This window comes from Actinophytocola sp., from assembly GCF_050699935.1.
Taxonomy (GTDB): Bacteria; Actinomycetota; Actinomycetes; order Mycobacteriales; family Pseudonocardiaceae; genus Actinophytocola.
The window spans coordinates 16,520-31,620 of record NZ_JBOHGB010000080.1 but is presented as its reverse complement, the minus strand read 5'-3'; the positions used below and the strand labels follow the sequence as shown (position 1 = coordinate 31,620).

Sequence of the window (15,101 nt, the reverse complement as noted above, 5' to 3'; positions counted from 1 at the left end):
GTCCAACGTTCGGAACGTTGGACTCGCCGGTCGGGAGTGTTGGACTCGCCGGTCGGGAGCGTTGGACTCGCGGGTTGTGCGGGAGGGTCAGCGGCGGTCGCCGTCGCCCACCGGCTCGGGCTCGGGCTCGGACTCCTCGTCGGTGACCGACGAAGGCTCGCTCGACGCGACCGTCTCGGTCGCCTTGTCGCCACGCGGCAGGAACAGCGTCGGGATGAACGCCACGGCCAGCAGCACCAGCGCCCACACGAACGTCGACGAGTACGCGTCCGCCAGCGGCGGGGCGAGGAGCTGGCGCACCTGCTCCGGCAGGTCCTGCATCGACATCGCGGACGGCGCCTCGGTGCCCGGCGGCGGTGGCGGCAGCTGCGCCATGATCGGCGCCATCCGTTCCTTGACCTCGTTGAACAGGAGCACCGACAGCATCGCCGTGCCGATCGACGCGGCCACCTGCTGGATGATGTTCAGGCTCGTCGATGCGCGGGCGACGTTCTCCTGCTTCAGCGTCTTCAGCGCGATCGACATGATCGGCATCATCGTCATGCCCATGCCCAGCCCCATCACGAACAGCGCGGCGCCGATCGCCCAGTACGACGTGTCCGAGCCGAGCTGGGTGAACACCGCCATCGAGCCGATGATGATCAGCAGGCCGAGCCGCACCAACCGGGCCGCGTAGCCGCGGTCGACGATCATGCCGGCTATCGGCATCATGATCATCGCGCCGATGCCCTGCGGGGCCAGCAGCAGACCGGCCGTGAGCGCACCCTCGGCCCGCACCTGCTGGAAGTACAGCGGGAACAGCAGCATGGCGCCGAAGAACGCGACCACGAACAGCACCATCGTGATCGCCGCGACCGAGAACCCGCGGTTGCGGAACAACGTCAGGTCGATCAGCGCGTGCGGCGTGCGCGCGGCGTGCCGGATGAACGCGGTCACCAGGATCGCGCCGGCGATCGCCGGCAGGTACACCTCCGGGTGCCCGAAGCCCCCGTTCGACGGCACCTGGGCCAGGCCGTAGATCAGCGCGGCCAGCCCCGGCGAGAGCAGGAACAGGCCGAGCACGTCGAGCTTCTCGGCCGGCCGCGGCTCGTCCTTGTCCAGGATCCGGGCGCCGAGGGCCAGCGCGATGATGCCGACCGGCACGTTGATGAAGAAGATCCACCGCCAGGACACGTCGTCGACGAGCCAGCCGCCGAGGATCGGGCCGACGATCGGGCCCAGCAGCATCGGCACGCCGAGCACGGCCATCACCCGGCCGACCCGCTCGGGACCGGCCGCCTTGGTCAGGATCGTCATGCCGAGCGGCATCAGCATGCCGCCGCCCAGGCCCTGCAGGACCCGGAACAGGATCAGCGACTCGGTCGACCACGCGGTGCCCGCGAGGGCCGAGCCGACCATGAACAGGAACACCGCGGTGAGATAGATGCGCTTCGTGCCGAACCGGTCCGCCGCCCAGCCGGACAGCGGGATCACGGTCGCCAACGCGAGGGTGTAGCCGGTGGCCACCCACTGCATCTGGTCGAGCGTCGTTCCGAACTCGATGATCAGCCGGTCGAGCGCGATGTTGACCACGGTGATGTCGAGCATCGCCATGACCGCGCCGAGCACGACCACGCCACCGATCGCGAGCACTCTTCGGTCGAGTCTGTCCGACCCGTTCGCCGCCCCCGCGGCGGGTGTCGGAGCCATTGGTTCCGTCAAAGCCTTCCCCTGCCCATCTGCTCTGCCTCACAGCCGATTGCTGAAATCCGTTCGTCCCCCCGAGCGAGAATCGGCGCCAGAGCCTCGGAAAGCTGCTCCCGCTCGCGGTCGCTGAGCGACTCGACACACTCGCGCACGGCCTCGCGGTGGGCCTGCACGAACCCGGTCACCAGCGCGCGACCGTGCTCGGACAGCCTGACCCGCTTGACCCTGCGGTCCTGTTGGTCCTCTCTGCGCGTGACCAGTCCGGCCCGGGTGAGCGCCTGCACGGCACGCCCCGCCGTCGCCATCGACGCCCCGAGCCTCCCCGCCAGCTCGTGGAGGGCCAGCTCCTGCTCGCAGTCGGCGAGCACGAACATGGCACGCAGTTGGGAGAATGACAGGTCGAGTCCGGACGCGACACCCAATATGTGTGCCTCGCCGCTCTTCTTCAGGTGCGACAGAAAACCCACGACGTCATCGGTCACGGACTCGACCGAGCACGACGCGGTTGGTTGCACGGTCGCAATCATCTCAACCGTGAAAATAACTGCAAGTAACTGTGGCTGGGGTCTCAGTTCACTATCAGCGGAAGCTAGGCCCGACTTGGTGACAGATAGCGACGAGCGACGTTCCGCTCACTCGACGCACCCGCCCGCCAGTCCGCGATCCACGGACCGGTCCCCTCGCTCTGGTCCAGCACGCCCGCCTCCAGCCAGGAGTACCTGCCTTCGAGCGTAGCCGCGGCAAGCTGAGAGTCGGCGTCGTCCGTGTTCGCCCACAGCGAGTCGAACAGCCGCGCCACGCGCAGCCGCGCCTGGCGGCAGAACACGTCGGCCAGCTCCCGCGCGGACTCATCCAGCGCCTCGGCCCGCACGCACGCGGCCGACATCGCGAACAGCTCCGCACCGATGTCCACGAGCCGGCCGAGGAAGCACTGCCGCTTCTCCAGCCCGGCCTGCCAGCGAGCCATCCCGTAGAAAGTCGACCGCGCGAGCTTGCGGGACGCGCGCTCGACATAGCGCAGATGTGTCGCAAGTGGACCAAACTCGCGGAACGCGGCCGGCAGCCGGCCCCTGCCGGTGACCAGCCGCGGCAGCCACCTCGCGTAGAACCCGCTCGCCTTCGCCGCCGCCCTCGCCTTGCGGCCCAGCGGCATCTGCGCGGCCCTCGGGTCGGCGAGGTCGCCCACCGCGGCGAGGTGCGCGTCGACCGCCTCGCGCGCGACCAGCAGCCGCATGATCTCGCTGGAGCCCTCGAAGATCCGGTTGATCCGCACGTCCCGCACCAGCTGCTCGGCCGGCACCGCCCGCTCCCCGCGTGCGGCCAGCGACTCGGCGGTCTCGTAGCCGCGCCCGCCGCGGATCTGCACCAGCTCGTCGGCGATCAGGGCGGCCTGCTCGCTCGCCCACAGCTTCGCGAGCGCGGCCTCGATCCGGATGTCGTGGCGGCCCTGGTCGGCGAGCCGGCCGGAGAGCTCCAGCACCGACTCCAGCGCGAACGTCGTGGCGGCGACGAACGAGACCTTGCCGGCCACCGCGGCGTGCCGGCCGACCGGCCGGCCCCACTGCACCCGCTCCGCCGACCACTCGCGGGCGATCTTGAGCGCCCACTTGCCCGCCGCCGCGCACGCCGCCGGGATCGCGAGCCGGCCGGCGTTCAGCGTGGTGAGCGCGATCTTGAGGCCCTCGCCCTCCCGGCCGATCAGGTTGCGCGCCGGCACGTGCACCCGGTGCAGCCGCGTGACGCCGTTCTCGATGCCGCGCAGCCCCATGAAGGAGTTGCGCCGCTCCACGGTGATGCCCGGCGAGTCGGCCTCCACCACGAAGGCCGAGATACCGCCGCGGTGCCCGTCCGACTCCGGCACGCGTGCCATCACGACGAGGAGCTCGGCCACGACACCGTTGGTGGTCCACAACTTCACGCCGTCGAGCACGTAGCCGTCCTCGGCCGGGATGGCGGTGGACGCCATCCGCGCCGGGTCGGAGCCGACGTCGGGCTCGGTCAGCAGGAACGCCGACACCGCGCCCTTCGCGCAGCGCGGCAGGAACTCCCGCTTCTGCTCCTCGGTGCCGGCGAGCTTGAGCGGCTCGGGCACGCCAATCGACTGGTGCGCGGACAGCAGCGCGCCGATGCTCGGGTGCACGCTGCCGGCCAGCATCAGCGCGCGGTTGTAGGCGACCTGGCTCAGCCCGAGCCCGCCGTACTCCACGGGGATCTTGATGCCGAAGCAGCCGAGCGCGGCGAAGCCCTCGACCCACTCGTCTGGGATGCGGGCATCCCGCTCGATGACGGCGCCGTCCAGCCGGGCGCAGAACTCGCGCAGCCTGGTGAGGAAGGCCCGCGCGGTCGCCTCGGCCTCGGGTTCGGGGGTCGGATGCGGGTGGATCAGGTCGAGCCGAAACCGGCCGAGGAACAGCTCCTTGCCGAACGACGGCTTGTCCCAGCTGCTCTCCCGGGCCTCCTCCGCGACCGCCCGTGCCTGCTCCTCGGTCACTGTGTTGGACTGCTCGCTTCGCTCGGTCACTGACACGGCGTCTTCCTTCGTCGCGGGCTCGGCACTCCTCGGCGGTCGGCTACCCGCGAGTAGTCACGACGAAACCCTCACCGGTGCGCGGTCCTGTCGGTGCGGCGCGGCAGAATGCACCCCCGTGACTCCGTCCACGGCACCGACCGCCACTCCAGCGTCCGTGTACCTGCGCATCGCCGAGGAGCTCAACGTCGCCGAGCGACAGGTGCGCTCGGCCGTGGAGCTGCTCGACGGCGGGTCGACCGTCCCGTTCATCGCCCGGTACCGCAAGGAGGCCACCGGCACGCTCGACGACGCCCAGCTGCGCACACTCGAGGAGCGGCTGCGGTACCTGCGTGAGCTGGAGGAGCGCCGCGCGGCGGTGCTCGACTCGATCAAGAACCAGGGCAAGCTCACCGACGAGCTGACCGCGCAGCTCATGGCCGCCGACTCGAAGGCCCGCCTCGAGGACATCTACCTGCCGTACAAGCCGAAGCGGCGCACGAAGGCCCAGATCGCCCGCGAGGCCGGCCTCGAGCCGCTCGCCGACGGGCTGCTGGCGAACCCGGACACCGACCCGCAGGCCGCGGCCGCGGTGTTCGTCGACGGTCATACCGGCGCCGAGAACGGGGTGGCCGACACGCAGGCCGCGCTCGACGGCGCCCGGGCCATCCTCGTCGAGCGGTTCGGTGAGGACGCCGACCTCATCGGCACGCTTCGCGAGCGGATGTGGACCCACGGCCGGCTGGTCGCGAAGGTCCGGGACGGCAAGCAGGAGGCGGGCGCGAAGTTCGCCGACTACTTCGACTTCTCCGAGCCGTTCACGAAGCTGCCCAGCCACCGGATCCTCGCGATGTTCCGCGGGGAGAAGGAGGAGATGCTCGAGCTCACCCTCGAACCCCACGCGGACAGCGACGACAAGCCCGAAGAACAGGGCGACTACGAGGCCATGATCGCGGCCCGCTTCGGCATCGACGATCGGGGCCGCCCGGCGGACAAGTGGCTCGGCGACACGGTCCGCTGGGCCTGGCGCACCCGCATCCTCGTACACCTCGGCATCGACCTGCGCACCCGGCTGCGCACGGCCGCGGAGGACGAGGCGGTCCGGGTGTTCGCCGCGAACCTGCGCGACCTGCTGCTCGCCGCGCCCGCCGGCACGCGCGCCACGATGGGCCTCGACCCCGGCCTGCGCACCGGCGTGAAGGTCGCCGTCGTGGACGCCACCGGCAAGGTCGTCACCACCGACACGATCTACCCGCACGCGCCCGCGAAGCGGTGGGACGAGTCGCTCGCGACCTTGTACCGGCTGGCCAAGCAGCATCAGGTCGACCTGATCGCGATCGGCAACGGCACGGCGTCCCGGGAGACCGACAAGCTCGCCGCCGAGCTGCTGGCCAAGGCGCCGGACCTCGGGCTCACCAAGGTGATGGTGTCCGAGGCGGGCGCGTCGGTGTACTCGGCGTCCGCCTACGCCTCCCAGGAGCTGCCGAACCTCGACGTCTCGCTGCGCGGCGCGGTGTCGATCGCGCGGCGGCTGCAGGACCCGCTGGCGGAGCTGGTGAAGATCGACCCCAAGTCCATCGGCGTCGGGCAGTACCAGCACGACGTCTCCGAGGTGAAGCTCTCCCGCTCGCTCGACGCGGTCGTCGAGGACTGCGTGAACGGCGTCGGCGTCGACCTCAACACCGCCTCGGCGCCGCTGCTGACCCGGGTGTCGGGCATCGGCTCGGCGCTCGCGGCGAACATCGTGGCGCACCGCGACGCCAACGGGCCGTTCCGCTCGCGCACGGTGCTTCGGAGCGTGCCGAAGCTAGGGCCGAAGGCGTTCGAGCAGTGCGCGGGCTTCCTGCGCATCCCGAACGGCGACGACCCGCTGGACACGTCGTCCGTGCACCCGGAGGCATACCCGGTGGTCCGGCGGATCGTCGAGTCGACCGGCGGCGAGCTGCGTGAGCTGATCGGCAACACGAAGGTGCTCAAGTCGTTGTCGCCACAGCGGTTCGTCGACGACACGTTCGGGCTGCCGACGGTCACCGACATCCTGGCGGAGCTGGACAAGCCCGGCCGGGACCCGCGGCCGGCGTTCCGGACGGCGACGTTCGACGACGCCGTGCACACGCTCGCGGACCTGAAGGTCGGCATGGTGCTGGAGGGCGTGGTCACGAACGTGGCCGCGTTCGGCGCCTTCATCGACGTCGGCGTGCACTGCGACGGGCTCGCGCACGTGTCGCAGCTGTCACGCAACTTCGTGAAGGACCCGCGCGAGGTCGTGAAGTCCGGCGACATCGTGCGCGCGAAGGTGCTCGAGGTCGACATCCAGCGCAAGCGGATCTCGCTGACGCTGCGGCTCGACGAGGAGACGTCCCCGCCGCGCGACCGCGACCGTGGTCAGCAGCGTGGTCAGCAACGTGGCCAGCGCGGTGGCTCGCGTGGCCAGGGCGGTCAGCAGGGCGGCGGCCAGCAGCGGCGCGGGCAGCGCCAGGACCAGGACGGCGGTGCGATGGCCGACGCCCTGCGGCGGGCGGGCTACCGGCCGAAGTGACCCTGGAGCGCCGGTAGATTCGACGCATGGGGAAGGTGTACGAGCGGATCGAGCCGCGGCTGCGGGCGTTCATCGAGGAGCAGAAGGTGTTCTTCGTGGCCTCCGCGCCGCTGGCCGCGGACGGGCACGTCAACCTGTCACCGAAGGGGCGCGAGGGCACGCTCACCGTCCTCGACGACCTGACGCTGGCCTACCTCGACTTCGGCGGCAGCCATGCGGAGACCGTCGCGCACCTGCGGGAGAACGGCCGCATCACGCTGATGTGGTGCGCGTTCACCGGGCCGCCCAAGGTCCTGCGCGTCCACGGCCGCGGCGAGCCGGTCTTCCGCGACGACCCGCGCTGGCCCGAGCTGATCGGCCGGTTCGCCGCGGCGGACGGTCCGGGCGCCCGCGCGATCGTCCTCGTCCACGCGCTCATGGTGAGCGACAGCTGCGGGTTCGCCGTGCCGTTCCTGGACTACCACGAGGAGCGCACCCAGCACGCGGAGTACTTCAGCCGCAAGTCCGAGCCGGAGTTCGCCGCCTACTGCGCGCGGAAACCGCACAACGGCACGAGCATCGACGGCCTGCCCGCGCTGCCCCTGCCGCTACCGAAACGGACGGCGTAGCCGGAACGCGTGGTAGGTGACCGTCAGATCCTCGCGGACCAGGTCGCGGCTGGCGACGACCTCCCGCGTGAAGCCGTTCTCCTCGGCGGTCCGGTACAGGTGGTCGAGGTCGCCCGAGGTGCCGAAGAACATGAGGATCCGGCCGTCCGGCGCGAGGTGCTCGCCCGCCTGCTCGAGAAACCGGGTCAGTGCCCGGTAGTTCTCGTCGGCGATGCTCGCCTCGAGGAGGTCGCGCGGGGCGAACCAGCGGAACGGCGGATCGAAGATCATCAGGTCGAACGTCCCGTCGACGGCGGCGAACACGTCGGACTCGCGGAACGTGGTCCGGTCGGCCACGCCGTTGCGCTCCGCGTTGGCCGCGGCCGCCGCGACCGCGTGCGGGTTGACGTCCACACCCAGCACGTCGGCCGACCGCGAGGCGGCGAGGATCGCGTTGACCCCGCACCCGGTGCCCATGTCCAGCACCCGGTCGTCCGCCCGCACCTCGTCGAGCACGGCCCGGCCCAGCGGCTCGGCCACCGCCGCGGTCGGGAACGCGTGCGGCGGCACGACGAACGACCGGCCGAGGTAGGAGACGATGCCCATGCCACTGTCCCGCATGGACTCGTACGCCGCCTCGTGCCACGCGCGGATGCGCCGCTCGTCGTCCGGGGACATCGCCGGCCGGTAGCCCATACGACGAGTGTTCCACTCCGCGCGAACAAGACTGCCGGCCCGCGGGAGCCGGATCGGCGGCTCCGGCACCTCGACCGGCTAGCGCCGGATGCGGGCCATCTCCGGGTCGACCAGCGGCTCGGCGGCGACCGTGCCGGCGAGCAGCTCGCCGAAGTACTCCACCTGGACCGGGGTGCCCACGGCCAGGCCGGCCGGCAGCCACGCGTAGGCGATCGGCTTGCCGATGGTGTGGCCGAACGCCGCGCTGGTGACGTACCCGGCCGGCGCGCCGTCGAGGTACACCGGCTCCTTGCCCAGCACGACCGACTCCGGCCGGTCCATCGTCAGGCACGTCAGCTTCCGCGCCGGCTCACCGCGCGCCGCCAGGGCGGCCCGGCCGACGAAATCGCCCTTGTCCATCCGCACGGCGAACCCGAGCCCGGCCTCGTACGGGTCGTGCTCTGTCGTCATGTCCACGCCCCACAGCCGGTAGCCCTTCTCCAGGCGCAGGCTGTTGAACGCCGCCCGCCCGCCGGCGACCACGCCGAGCCGCTGGCCCGCCTCCCACAGGGTGTCCCACAGCTTGAGCCCGTGGTCGGCCGTGGTGTAGAGCTCCCAGCCCAGCTCGCCCACATAGGACACTCGCAGCGCGGTCACCGGCACGTGCCCGACATGGGCCCGCATCGCGCGGAAGTAGCCCAGCGCCTTGTGCCCGAAGTCCTGGCGGGACAACGGTTGCACGAGGTCGCGGGCGAGCGGGCCCCACACGCCGACGCAGCAGGTGCCGCCGGTGGTGTCGCGCACCGCGACGTCGTCCGGCGCGTGGCGCAGCAACCAGTCCAGGTCGAGGTTGCCGTTGGCGCCGACCTGGAAGTGCCGCTCGCCCAGGCGCGCCACGGTCAGGTCACTGCGGATGCCGCCGGCCTCGTCGAGCAGCAGCGTGTAGGTCACCGCGCCGACCTTCTTGGCGAGGTTGTTCGTGGTCATCCGCCCCAGGAAGTCCAGCGCGCCGGGGCCGGTGACCTCGAGGCGCTTGAGCGGGGTCATGTCGTAGAGCGCCACGCGCGCCCGGGTGGCCCGCGACTCGGTGGCGGCGATCGGCGACCAGTACCGGCTCGCCCACTCGCCGCGCTCGGGCGCCTCCCCGGGCGGGTTGACCTCGAACCAGTGCGGCCGCTCCCAGCCGGCGGCCTCGAGGAAGAACGCGCCGAGCTCCCGCTGACGCGGGTGGAACGGGCTGGTCCGCAGCGGTCGCGGGTCCTCCATCGGCTGCAACGGGTGCACGACGTCGTACACCTCGACGAAGTTCTGCGCGCCGCGCTGCGCCACGAAGTCCGGGGACAGCTGGACATCCTCGAACCGGTGCAGGTCGCACTCGTGCACGTCGACGCTCGCCCGACCGTCCACAAGAGACTCCGCGAGCGCCCGGGCGACGCCCGCGGAGTGGGTGACCCAGACGGCCTCGCAGACCCAGAACCCTGGCGTGTCACGGGACTCGCCGATCAGCGGGCAGCCGTCCGGGGTGAAGGAGAAGATCCCGTTGAACGCGTCGTCCACCTTGGATTCGGCGAGCGCGGGCAGCAGGTCGACCGCGGCCCGCCAGGACGGCGCGAAGTCCTCCTCGGTGAACGCCAGCATCGACGGCATGACCGGCGCGTCGGCGTGGCTCGCGAACTCGTCGACCGGCATCGGGCGGTGCGCGTACGAGCCGATCCCGACCCGGTCGCCGAGCTCGCGGAAGTACAGGTCGGCGTCCTGGTGACGCAGGATCGGCGCGGTCGCCTCCCGGACAGCCCCTTCGAGCGCGGGCAGCGGCGTGGTCGTGGCGTACTGGTGGGCGAGCGGCTGCAGCGGGATCGTCAGCCCGACGAGCCGGCCGACCTTGGGGCCCCAGAAACCCGCGCAGCACACCACGATGTCGGCGTCGAACGTGTTGCCGGTGGTCACGACCCCGCTGACGCGACCGCCATCGGTGCGGATCCCGACGACCTCCTGGTGCGCGAGGAACCGCGCGCCCCGCTCGGCCGCCCGGCGTGCCTGCGCCTCGCCGGCGGTCACGGCCCTGGCCAGCCCGTCGGTCGGGGTGTGGTAGCCGCCGAGGATCCGGTCCGGGTCGAGCAGCGGGTGCAGCGCCGCGCACTCCTCGGGTGAGCGCAGCGCGGCGTCGATGCCCCACGAGGTGGCCCAGCCGCGCTTGCGGTGCAGGTCGGCCCAGCGCGCCGGCGTCGTCGCCACCTCGAGCCCGCCGACCTGGTTGAACACGCCGAGCGAGACGTACTTCTCGACCGTGTAGCGGGCGAACTCCGTCATCGTCTTGGACGGGTTGGTCTGGAAGACCAGGCCGGGCGCGTGGGAGCTGGACCCACCGGTGGCGAAGAGGGGACCCTGTTCGAGCACCGTGACGTCGGTCCACCCACGCTCGGTCAGCTCGTCGGCGACCGCGCACCCGACGATGCCGGCCCCGATGACGACGACCCGAGGCTGAGCCATTGTTTCCTCCTCCACAACATGCGGAGCAATACGCAACAGTCTCGAAGCCACCCCTCCGCACGTCAACCCCTGGCAGGGTCGATCACGTGCCCGGCGGCGGTCTACCCGGTCGACTACGGCCACCTCCGGAACCGGCGTCGGCGCGGTCGTGCTCACCGCGGACCTCGTCGAGCAGGACGTCGAGGTGAAGCTCCTCGTGGACGCACCGAGCCGGAGACCGTGGCGTTCCTGAACGACACACTGGGGATCGGCGGGCGGCTGGTGCGCCGTCAGTAGGGTCGTCGGTCATGCTCTACATCGGGTGTCACACGGCCGCGTCGGGCGGCAACGGTGTCGGCGTCACGGCCGTCCGCGAGGGGCCGTCCGGGGAGCTCACGAAGGTCGCCGAAATCGAGCTGACCTCGCCGTCGTGGCTGACCCGGCACCCGACCGCGCCGGTCCTGTACGCGGCCGCCGAGCCCGCCGGCGAGATCGCCACGATCGACCTCGACTCCTTCGCCGTGCTGGACACCGTTGCCAGCGGCGGCGCCGACCCGTGCCACCTCGCGATCACCGCGGACCAGCGGTTCCTGTTGTGCGCCAACTACTCCAGCGGCAGCATGGCGGTGTTCGGCCTGGCCGCGGATGGCCGGATCGTCGACCGCACCGCCCTCGTGACGCACGAGGGCGGCGGACCGGTGGCGGACCGGCAGGAGGCGGCACACGTGCACATGGCCGTGCCAGCCGGCACTCCACAAGGGACACTCGTGGCCGCGGTGGATCTCGGTACGGACGAGATCCGCACCTACCGGCTGTCCGGCACCGGGGAGCTGGAGCCGCTCGCGGTCTCGGCCATGCCACCCGGCACCGGGCCGCGACAGCTGGTCCGCCGGCCGGGCACCGACCTGGCCTACGTGGCCGGGGAGCTCGCCGGCACGCTGGTCACCGTGCGAGAGGGCCCGGCCGGCACGTTCACCACCGTCGGCGTCGAGCCGGCCACCGCGGCTCCGCACGGCGCGGGCCCGAACTACGTGGCACACCTGGAGATCTCGGGCGAGCGGCTGTACGTGTCCAACCGCGGGCCCGACTGCGTCACGGAGTTCGACCTGGCCGCCACCACGCCGGTGGCGGTCGCGGACCATCCGTGCGGCGCGTTCCCGCGGCACTTCTCGATCGTGGACGGTGTCTGCCACGTGGCCGCCCAGCGCGACGACGCGATCGTGTCGTTCCCGCTCGGCGGCGGCGAGCCGACCCGGTTCGCGACGGGGACGCCGACCTGCGTGATCCCCGGCTGACGAACCGGCGTCTAGCGCGCGGTTACCGGATTGGACAGCGTGCCGATGCCCTCTACGGTGACGGCCACGGTCTGGCCCGCCGTCATCGGGCCGACGCCGGCCGGGGTTCCCGTCAGCAGGACGTCGCCGGGGAGGAGGGTCATCACGCGGGACACCCATGCCACGAGCGCGGGGATGCCGTGCAGCAGCAGGGACGTACGGGACGACTGCTTCGTCTCACCGTCCAATGTGGTCGTGATGGGGAGGTCGGCCGGGTCGACCGTGGTGTCGATCCACGGGCCGAGCGGGCAGAACGTGTCGTGGCCCTTGCCGCGCGTCCACTGGCCGTCGGCCTTCTGCTGGTCCCGCGCGGTGACGTCGTTGCCGACCGTGTAGCCCAGGATCACCGAGGCGGCCTGGGCCGCGGGCACGTCGCGGCACGGTCGGCCGATCACCGCCACCAGCTCGCCCTCGTAGTCGATCCGGGCCGAGTCCGGCGGCAGCTTGATCGCGGCGCCGGGCCCGATCACCGAGGTCGACGGCTTCAGGAACATCACCGGGTCGGCCGGCGGCTCGGCACCCATCTCGCGGGCGTGGTCGGCGTAGTTCCGGCCGACGCAGACGACCTTGGACGGCAGGATCGGCGCGAGCGCCCGGACGTCGGCCCACGGCCAGCTCTTGCCGGTGTACGTCGGCGTGCCGAAGGGGTGGTCGGCCACCTCCCGCGCGACGAGGTCGTCCCCCTCGCCGTCCACGGTGACGAACGCGACCCCGGCCGGATGAGCAATACGAGCGATACGCACCGGGTCACCCTATCCGCGCGTCCCCCGGTTGCCGGATAGGCACCGCGAGCCCCTGCCTGCTTGTGTCGAGGCACCGTTTCTCCCCTGCGAACGGAGCTCCCATGCGACGACTACTGGCCACCCTCACCGTGCTGGTCGCCTGCCTGTTCGGCCTGCCGGCCACCGCACACGCCGACCCGGCGCCCATCGGTGGCGGCAGCATCCTGTTCACCCCCGGCAACGGCGCCCGCTGCACCGCCGCGTTCGCCGCGCGCGCCGGCTCCACCGGCTACCTGCTCACCGGACCCGGCTGCGCCGGCGCGACCCAGCTGTACAGCGGAAACGACGTCCTCGTCGGCCCCCGAGTCGCCGGCACCGACTGGTACTCGGTGGTCCGGGTGACCAACACCGCCGCCTGGACCCTGGTGCCGTGGATCGACACCGGCGCGGGCCGGATCACGATCCGCGGCTCGCGGCCCACACCCGTCGGTGGGTCGATCTGCCTGATCAGCCGGACGGCCGGGCCCCGCTGCGGCACCGTCACCGCGCTGAACCAGACGATCAACTTCCCGCAGGGCCCGATCACCGGCCTGACCCGCACGAACATCTGCCTCGAGCCCGGCGCGATCGCGTTCGTCTCCGGCGAGGCGGCCCAGGGCATCCCGGTGGGTGGTTCCGGCTCGTGCTCGGTCGGCGCGGTCAGCTACTTCCAGCCGGTCAACCGGATCCTCGCCACCTACGGGCTGACGCTGCTGACCGGCTGAGCGACCCGCTCGCTCACCCGAAGAGCCTTGTGCACCAGCGCGTCGCAGAGCGCGAGCCAGCTCGCCTCGACGATGTTGCCGTGCACGCCGACGGTGGTCCACTCGCGTTCCCGGTCGGTCGACTCGACCAGGACGCGGGTGACCGCGTCGGTGCCCGGCGCCTCGGTGAGGATGCGGACCTTGTAGTCGGTCAGGGCCACCTCGTCGAGCCACGGCAGATACGGCGAGAGCGCCTCGCGCAGCGCGGCGTCCAGCGCGTGCACCGGACCGTTGCCCTCCGCGGTCGCGATCACGCGGGAGTCCGCGACGTGCACCTTGACCGTCGCCTCCGACACGATCTCGCCGTCCAGCCGGTGGTCGAGGATGACCCGGTAGGACTCCAGCGTGAACGGCGGACCGTCCAGTTCGGACAGCTCGCGGCGCAGCAGCAGCTCCAGCGAGGCGTCCGCGGCCTCGAACGACCAGCCGCGCGACTCGAGCTCCTTCACCCTGCGCACGGCGGCTGACAGCGTCTCCGGCCGGCCGGCCAGGTCCACGCCGAGCTCGCGACCCTTGAGCTCGAGGCTCGCCCGGCCGGCCATCTCGGTGACCAGCACCCGCATGTCGTTGCCGACCACCTCGGGGTCGATGTGGTTGTACAGCAACGGATCCACCTTGATGGCGCTCGCGTGCAGCCCCGCCTTGTGGGCGAAGGCCGACGACCCGACGTAGGCCTGGTGGGTGTCGGGTGCGATGTTGGCGATCTCGGCCAGAGCGTGCGAGACCCTGGCGAGCTCGGGCACGCACTCGGCGGGTAGCACCGGCATGCCGAGCTTGGTGACGAGGTTTCCGGCGACGGCGAACAGGTCGGCGTTGCCGGCCCGCTCGCCGTAGCCGTTGGCGGTGCACTGCACGTGCGAGGCACCCGCCTGGACCGCGGCGACGCTGTTCGCGACCGCGCAGCCGGTGTCGTCCTGGCAGTGGATGCCGACCCGGAAGCCGGTGCGCGCGATCACCTCGCCGACGGTCTCGGCCAGCGGCAGCGGCAGCTGGCCGCCGTTGGTGTCGCAGAGCACGGCGACGTCCGCGCCGGCCTCCATGGCCGCGGTGAGCACGCGCAGCGCGCAGTCCGGGTCGTGGGCGAACCCGTCGAAGAAGTGCTCCGCGTCGAGGAACACCCGCCGCCCCTCCCCGACGAGGAACGCCACGGTGTCGCCGACCATCGCGCACGCCTCGGTGACGTCGGTGCGCAGCGCGCGCTCGATGTGCCGCAGGTCGGACTTGGCGACCAGCGTGACGACCGGCGCCTCGGCGTCGAGCAGCGCGCGCACCTGCGGGTCCGCCTCAGCGCGGACGCCGGCCTTGCGGGTCGAGCCGAACGCGACGAGCGCGGCGTGGCGCAGCGGGAGGTCACGTGCCCTGGCGAAGAACTCGGTGTCCTTCGGCAGCGCCCCCGGCCAGCCGCCCTCGATGAAGCCGACACCGACCTCGTCGAGCAACCGCGCGACGGCCAGCTTGTCGGCCACGGAGTAGGAGATGCCCTCGCGCTGCGCCCCGTCACGCAGGGTCGTGTCGTAGACGTGGAACGCGTCGCCGAGCGGGGTGCCGGCGGGGGCCGTGCGGGTCACGAGCATGCCTTTCGTCCGGGATGAGGCAACAAAAAAACCTCCCGCGGGATGCGAGAGGTCAGCGCGCCGGGTGTGTAGCTCAGCTACCCAGCGCGCCCATCGATAATGATCACGGCCAAAGTGGTCACGACCGCATCGTGCCACACCACCGACCCACGTACCAACTCCCGGTCACCTCATCCCACACTCCGAGACCACGAGCAATGCCTGGA

Annotated in this window: 11 protein-coding genes; 4 read left to right on the top strand and 7 right to left on the bottom strand. The window is 71.7% G+C overall.

The features are described from left to right. Positions 1 to 87: 87 nt before the first annotated feature. From ACRDTB_RS23560 to ACRDTB_RS23550, 3 genes are all read right to left on the bottom strand, one after another. The gene (locus tag ACRDTB_RS23560) at positions 88 to 1,689 is read right to left on the bottom strand and encodes a DHA2 family efflux MFS transporter permease subunit (protein ID WP_431433608.1); all 1,602 of its coding nucleotides are present in this window, start codon (positions 1,687 to 1,689) and stop codon (positions 88 to 90) included. 8 nt (positions 1,690 to 1,697) lie between these two features. Continuing rightward, on the bottom strand, positions 1,698 to 2,168 hold the full coding sequence (locus tag ACRDTB_RS23555; protein WP_431433606.1) for a MarR family winged helix-turn-helix transcriptional regulator: 471 nt from the start codon (positions 2,166 to 2,168) through the stop codon (positions 1,698 to 1,700). A 107-nt stretch (positions 2,169 to 2,275) separates the two neighbouring features. Continuing rightward, the gene (locus ACRDTB_RS23550) at positions 2,276 to 4,213 is read right to left on the bottom strand and encodes an acyl-CoA dehydrogenase family protein (protein WP_431433604.1); all 1,938 of its coding nucleotides are present in this window, start codon (positions 4,211 to 4,213) and stop codon (positions 2,276 to 2,278) included. 118 nt (positions 4,214 to 4,331) lie between these two features. Here ACRDTB_RS23550 and ACRDTB_RS23545 point away from each other — a divergent pair, with 118 nt between their 5' ends. Next, complete coding sequence (locus ACRDTB_RS23545; protein WP_431433602.1) at positions 4,332 to 6,731, top strand: Tex family protein; 2,400 nt, start codon at positions 4,332 to 4,334, stop codon at positions 6,729 to 6,731. Positions 6,732 to 6,757: 26 nt separating this feature from the next. Next, complete coding sequence (locus tag ACRDTB_RS23540; RefSeq protein ID WP_431433600.1) at positions 6,758 to 7,339, top strand: pyridoxamine 5'-phosphate oxidase family protein; 582 nt, start codon at positions 6,758 to 6,760, stop codon at positions 7,337 to 7,339. On the opposite strand, the gene ACRDTB_RS23535 is transcribed toward ACRDTB_RS23540, so the two are convergent. Beyond that, entirely contained in the window at positions 7,319 to 8,014 is a 696-nt protein-coding gene (locus tag ACRDTB_RS23535; RefSeq protein ID WP_431433598.1) for a methyltransferase, read from the bottom strand. The genes ACRDTB_RS23540 and ACRDTB_RS23535 overlap by 21 nt on opposite strands. Before the next feature lie 78 nt (positions 8,015 to 8,092). Continuing rightward, complete coding sequence (locus ACRDTB_RS23530; protein WP_431433596.1) at positions 8,093 to 10,483, bottom strand: GcvT family protein; 2,391 nt, start codon at positions 10,481 to 10,483, stop codon at positions 8,093 to 8,095. Between the two features lie 287 nt (positions 10,484 to 10,770). Here ACRDTB_RS23530 and ACRDTB_RS23525 point away from each other — a divergent pair, with 287 nt between their 5' ends. After that, positions 10,771 to 11,757: a lactonase family protein gene (locus ACRDTB_RS23525; RefSeq protein ID WP_431433594.1), complete on the top strand. Its 987-nt coding sequence runs from the start codon at positions 10,771 to 10,773 to the stop codon at positions 11,755 to 11,757. An 11-nt stretch (positions 11,758 to 11,768) separates the two neighbouring features. Here the strand turns inward: ACRDTB_RS23525 and ACRDTB_RS23520 are convergent, their stop codons facing one another. Beyond that, complete coding sequence (locus ACRDTB_RS23520; RefSeq protein WP_431433592.1) at positions 11,769 to 12,539, bottom strand: fumarylacetoacetate hydrolase family protein; 771 nt, start codon at positions 12,537 to 12,539, stop codon at positions 11,769 to 11,771. A gap of 101 nt (positions 12,540 to 12,640) precedes the next feature. Between ACRDTB_RS23520 and ACRDTB_RS23515 the strand changes: the two genes are divergently transcribed. Next, on the top strand, positions 12,641 to 13,282 hold the full coding sequence (locus ACRDTB_RS23515; protein ID WP_431433590.1) for a S1 family peptidase: 642 nt from the start codon (positions 12,641 to 12,643) through the stop codon (positions 13,280 to 13,282). Here the strand turns inward: ACRDTB_RS23515 and cimA are convergent. Continuing rightward, positions 13,255 to 14,889, bottom strand: coding sequence for a citramalate synthase (cimA, locus tag ACRDTB_RS23510; RefSeq protein WP_431433588.1), 1,635 nt, complete (start codon positions 14,887 to 14,889; stop codon positions 13,255 to 13,257). The genes ACRDTB_RS23515 and cimA overlap by 28 nt on opposite strands. Positions 14,890 to 15,101 lie beyond the last annotated feature (212 nt).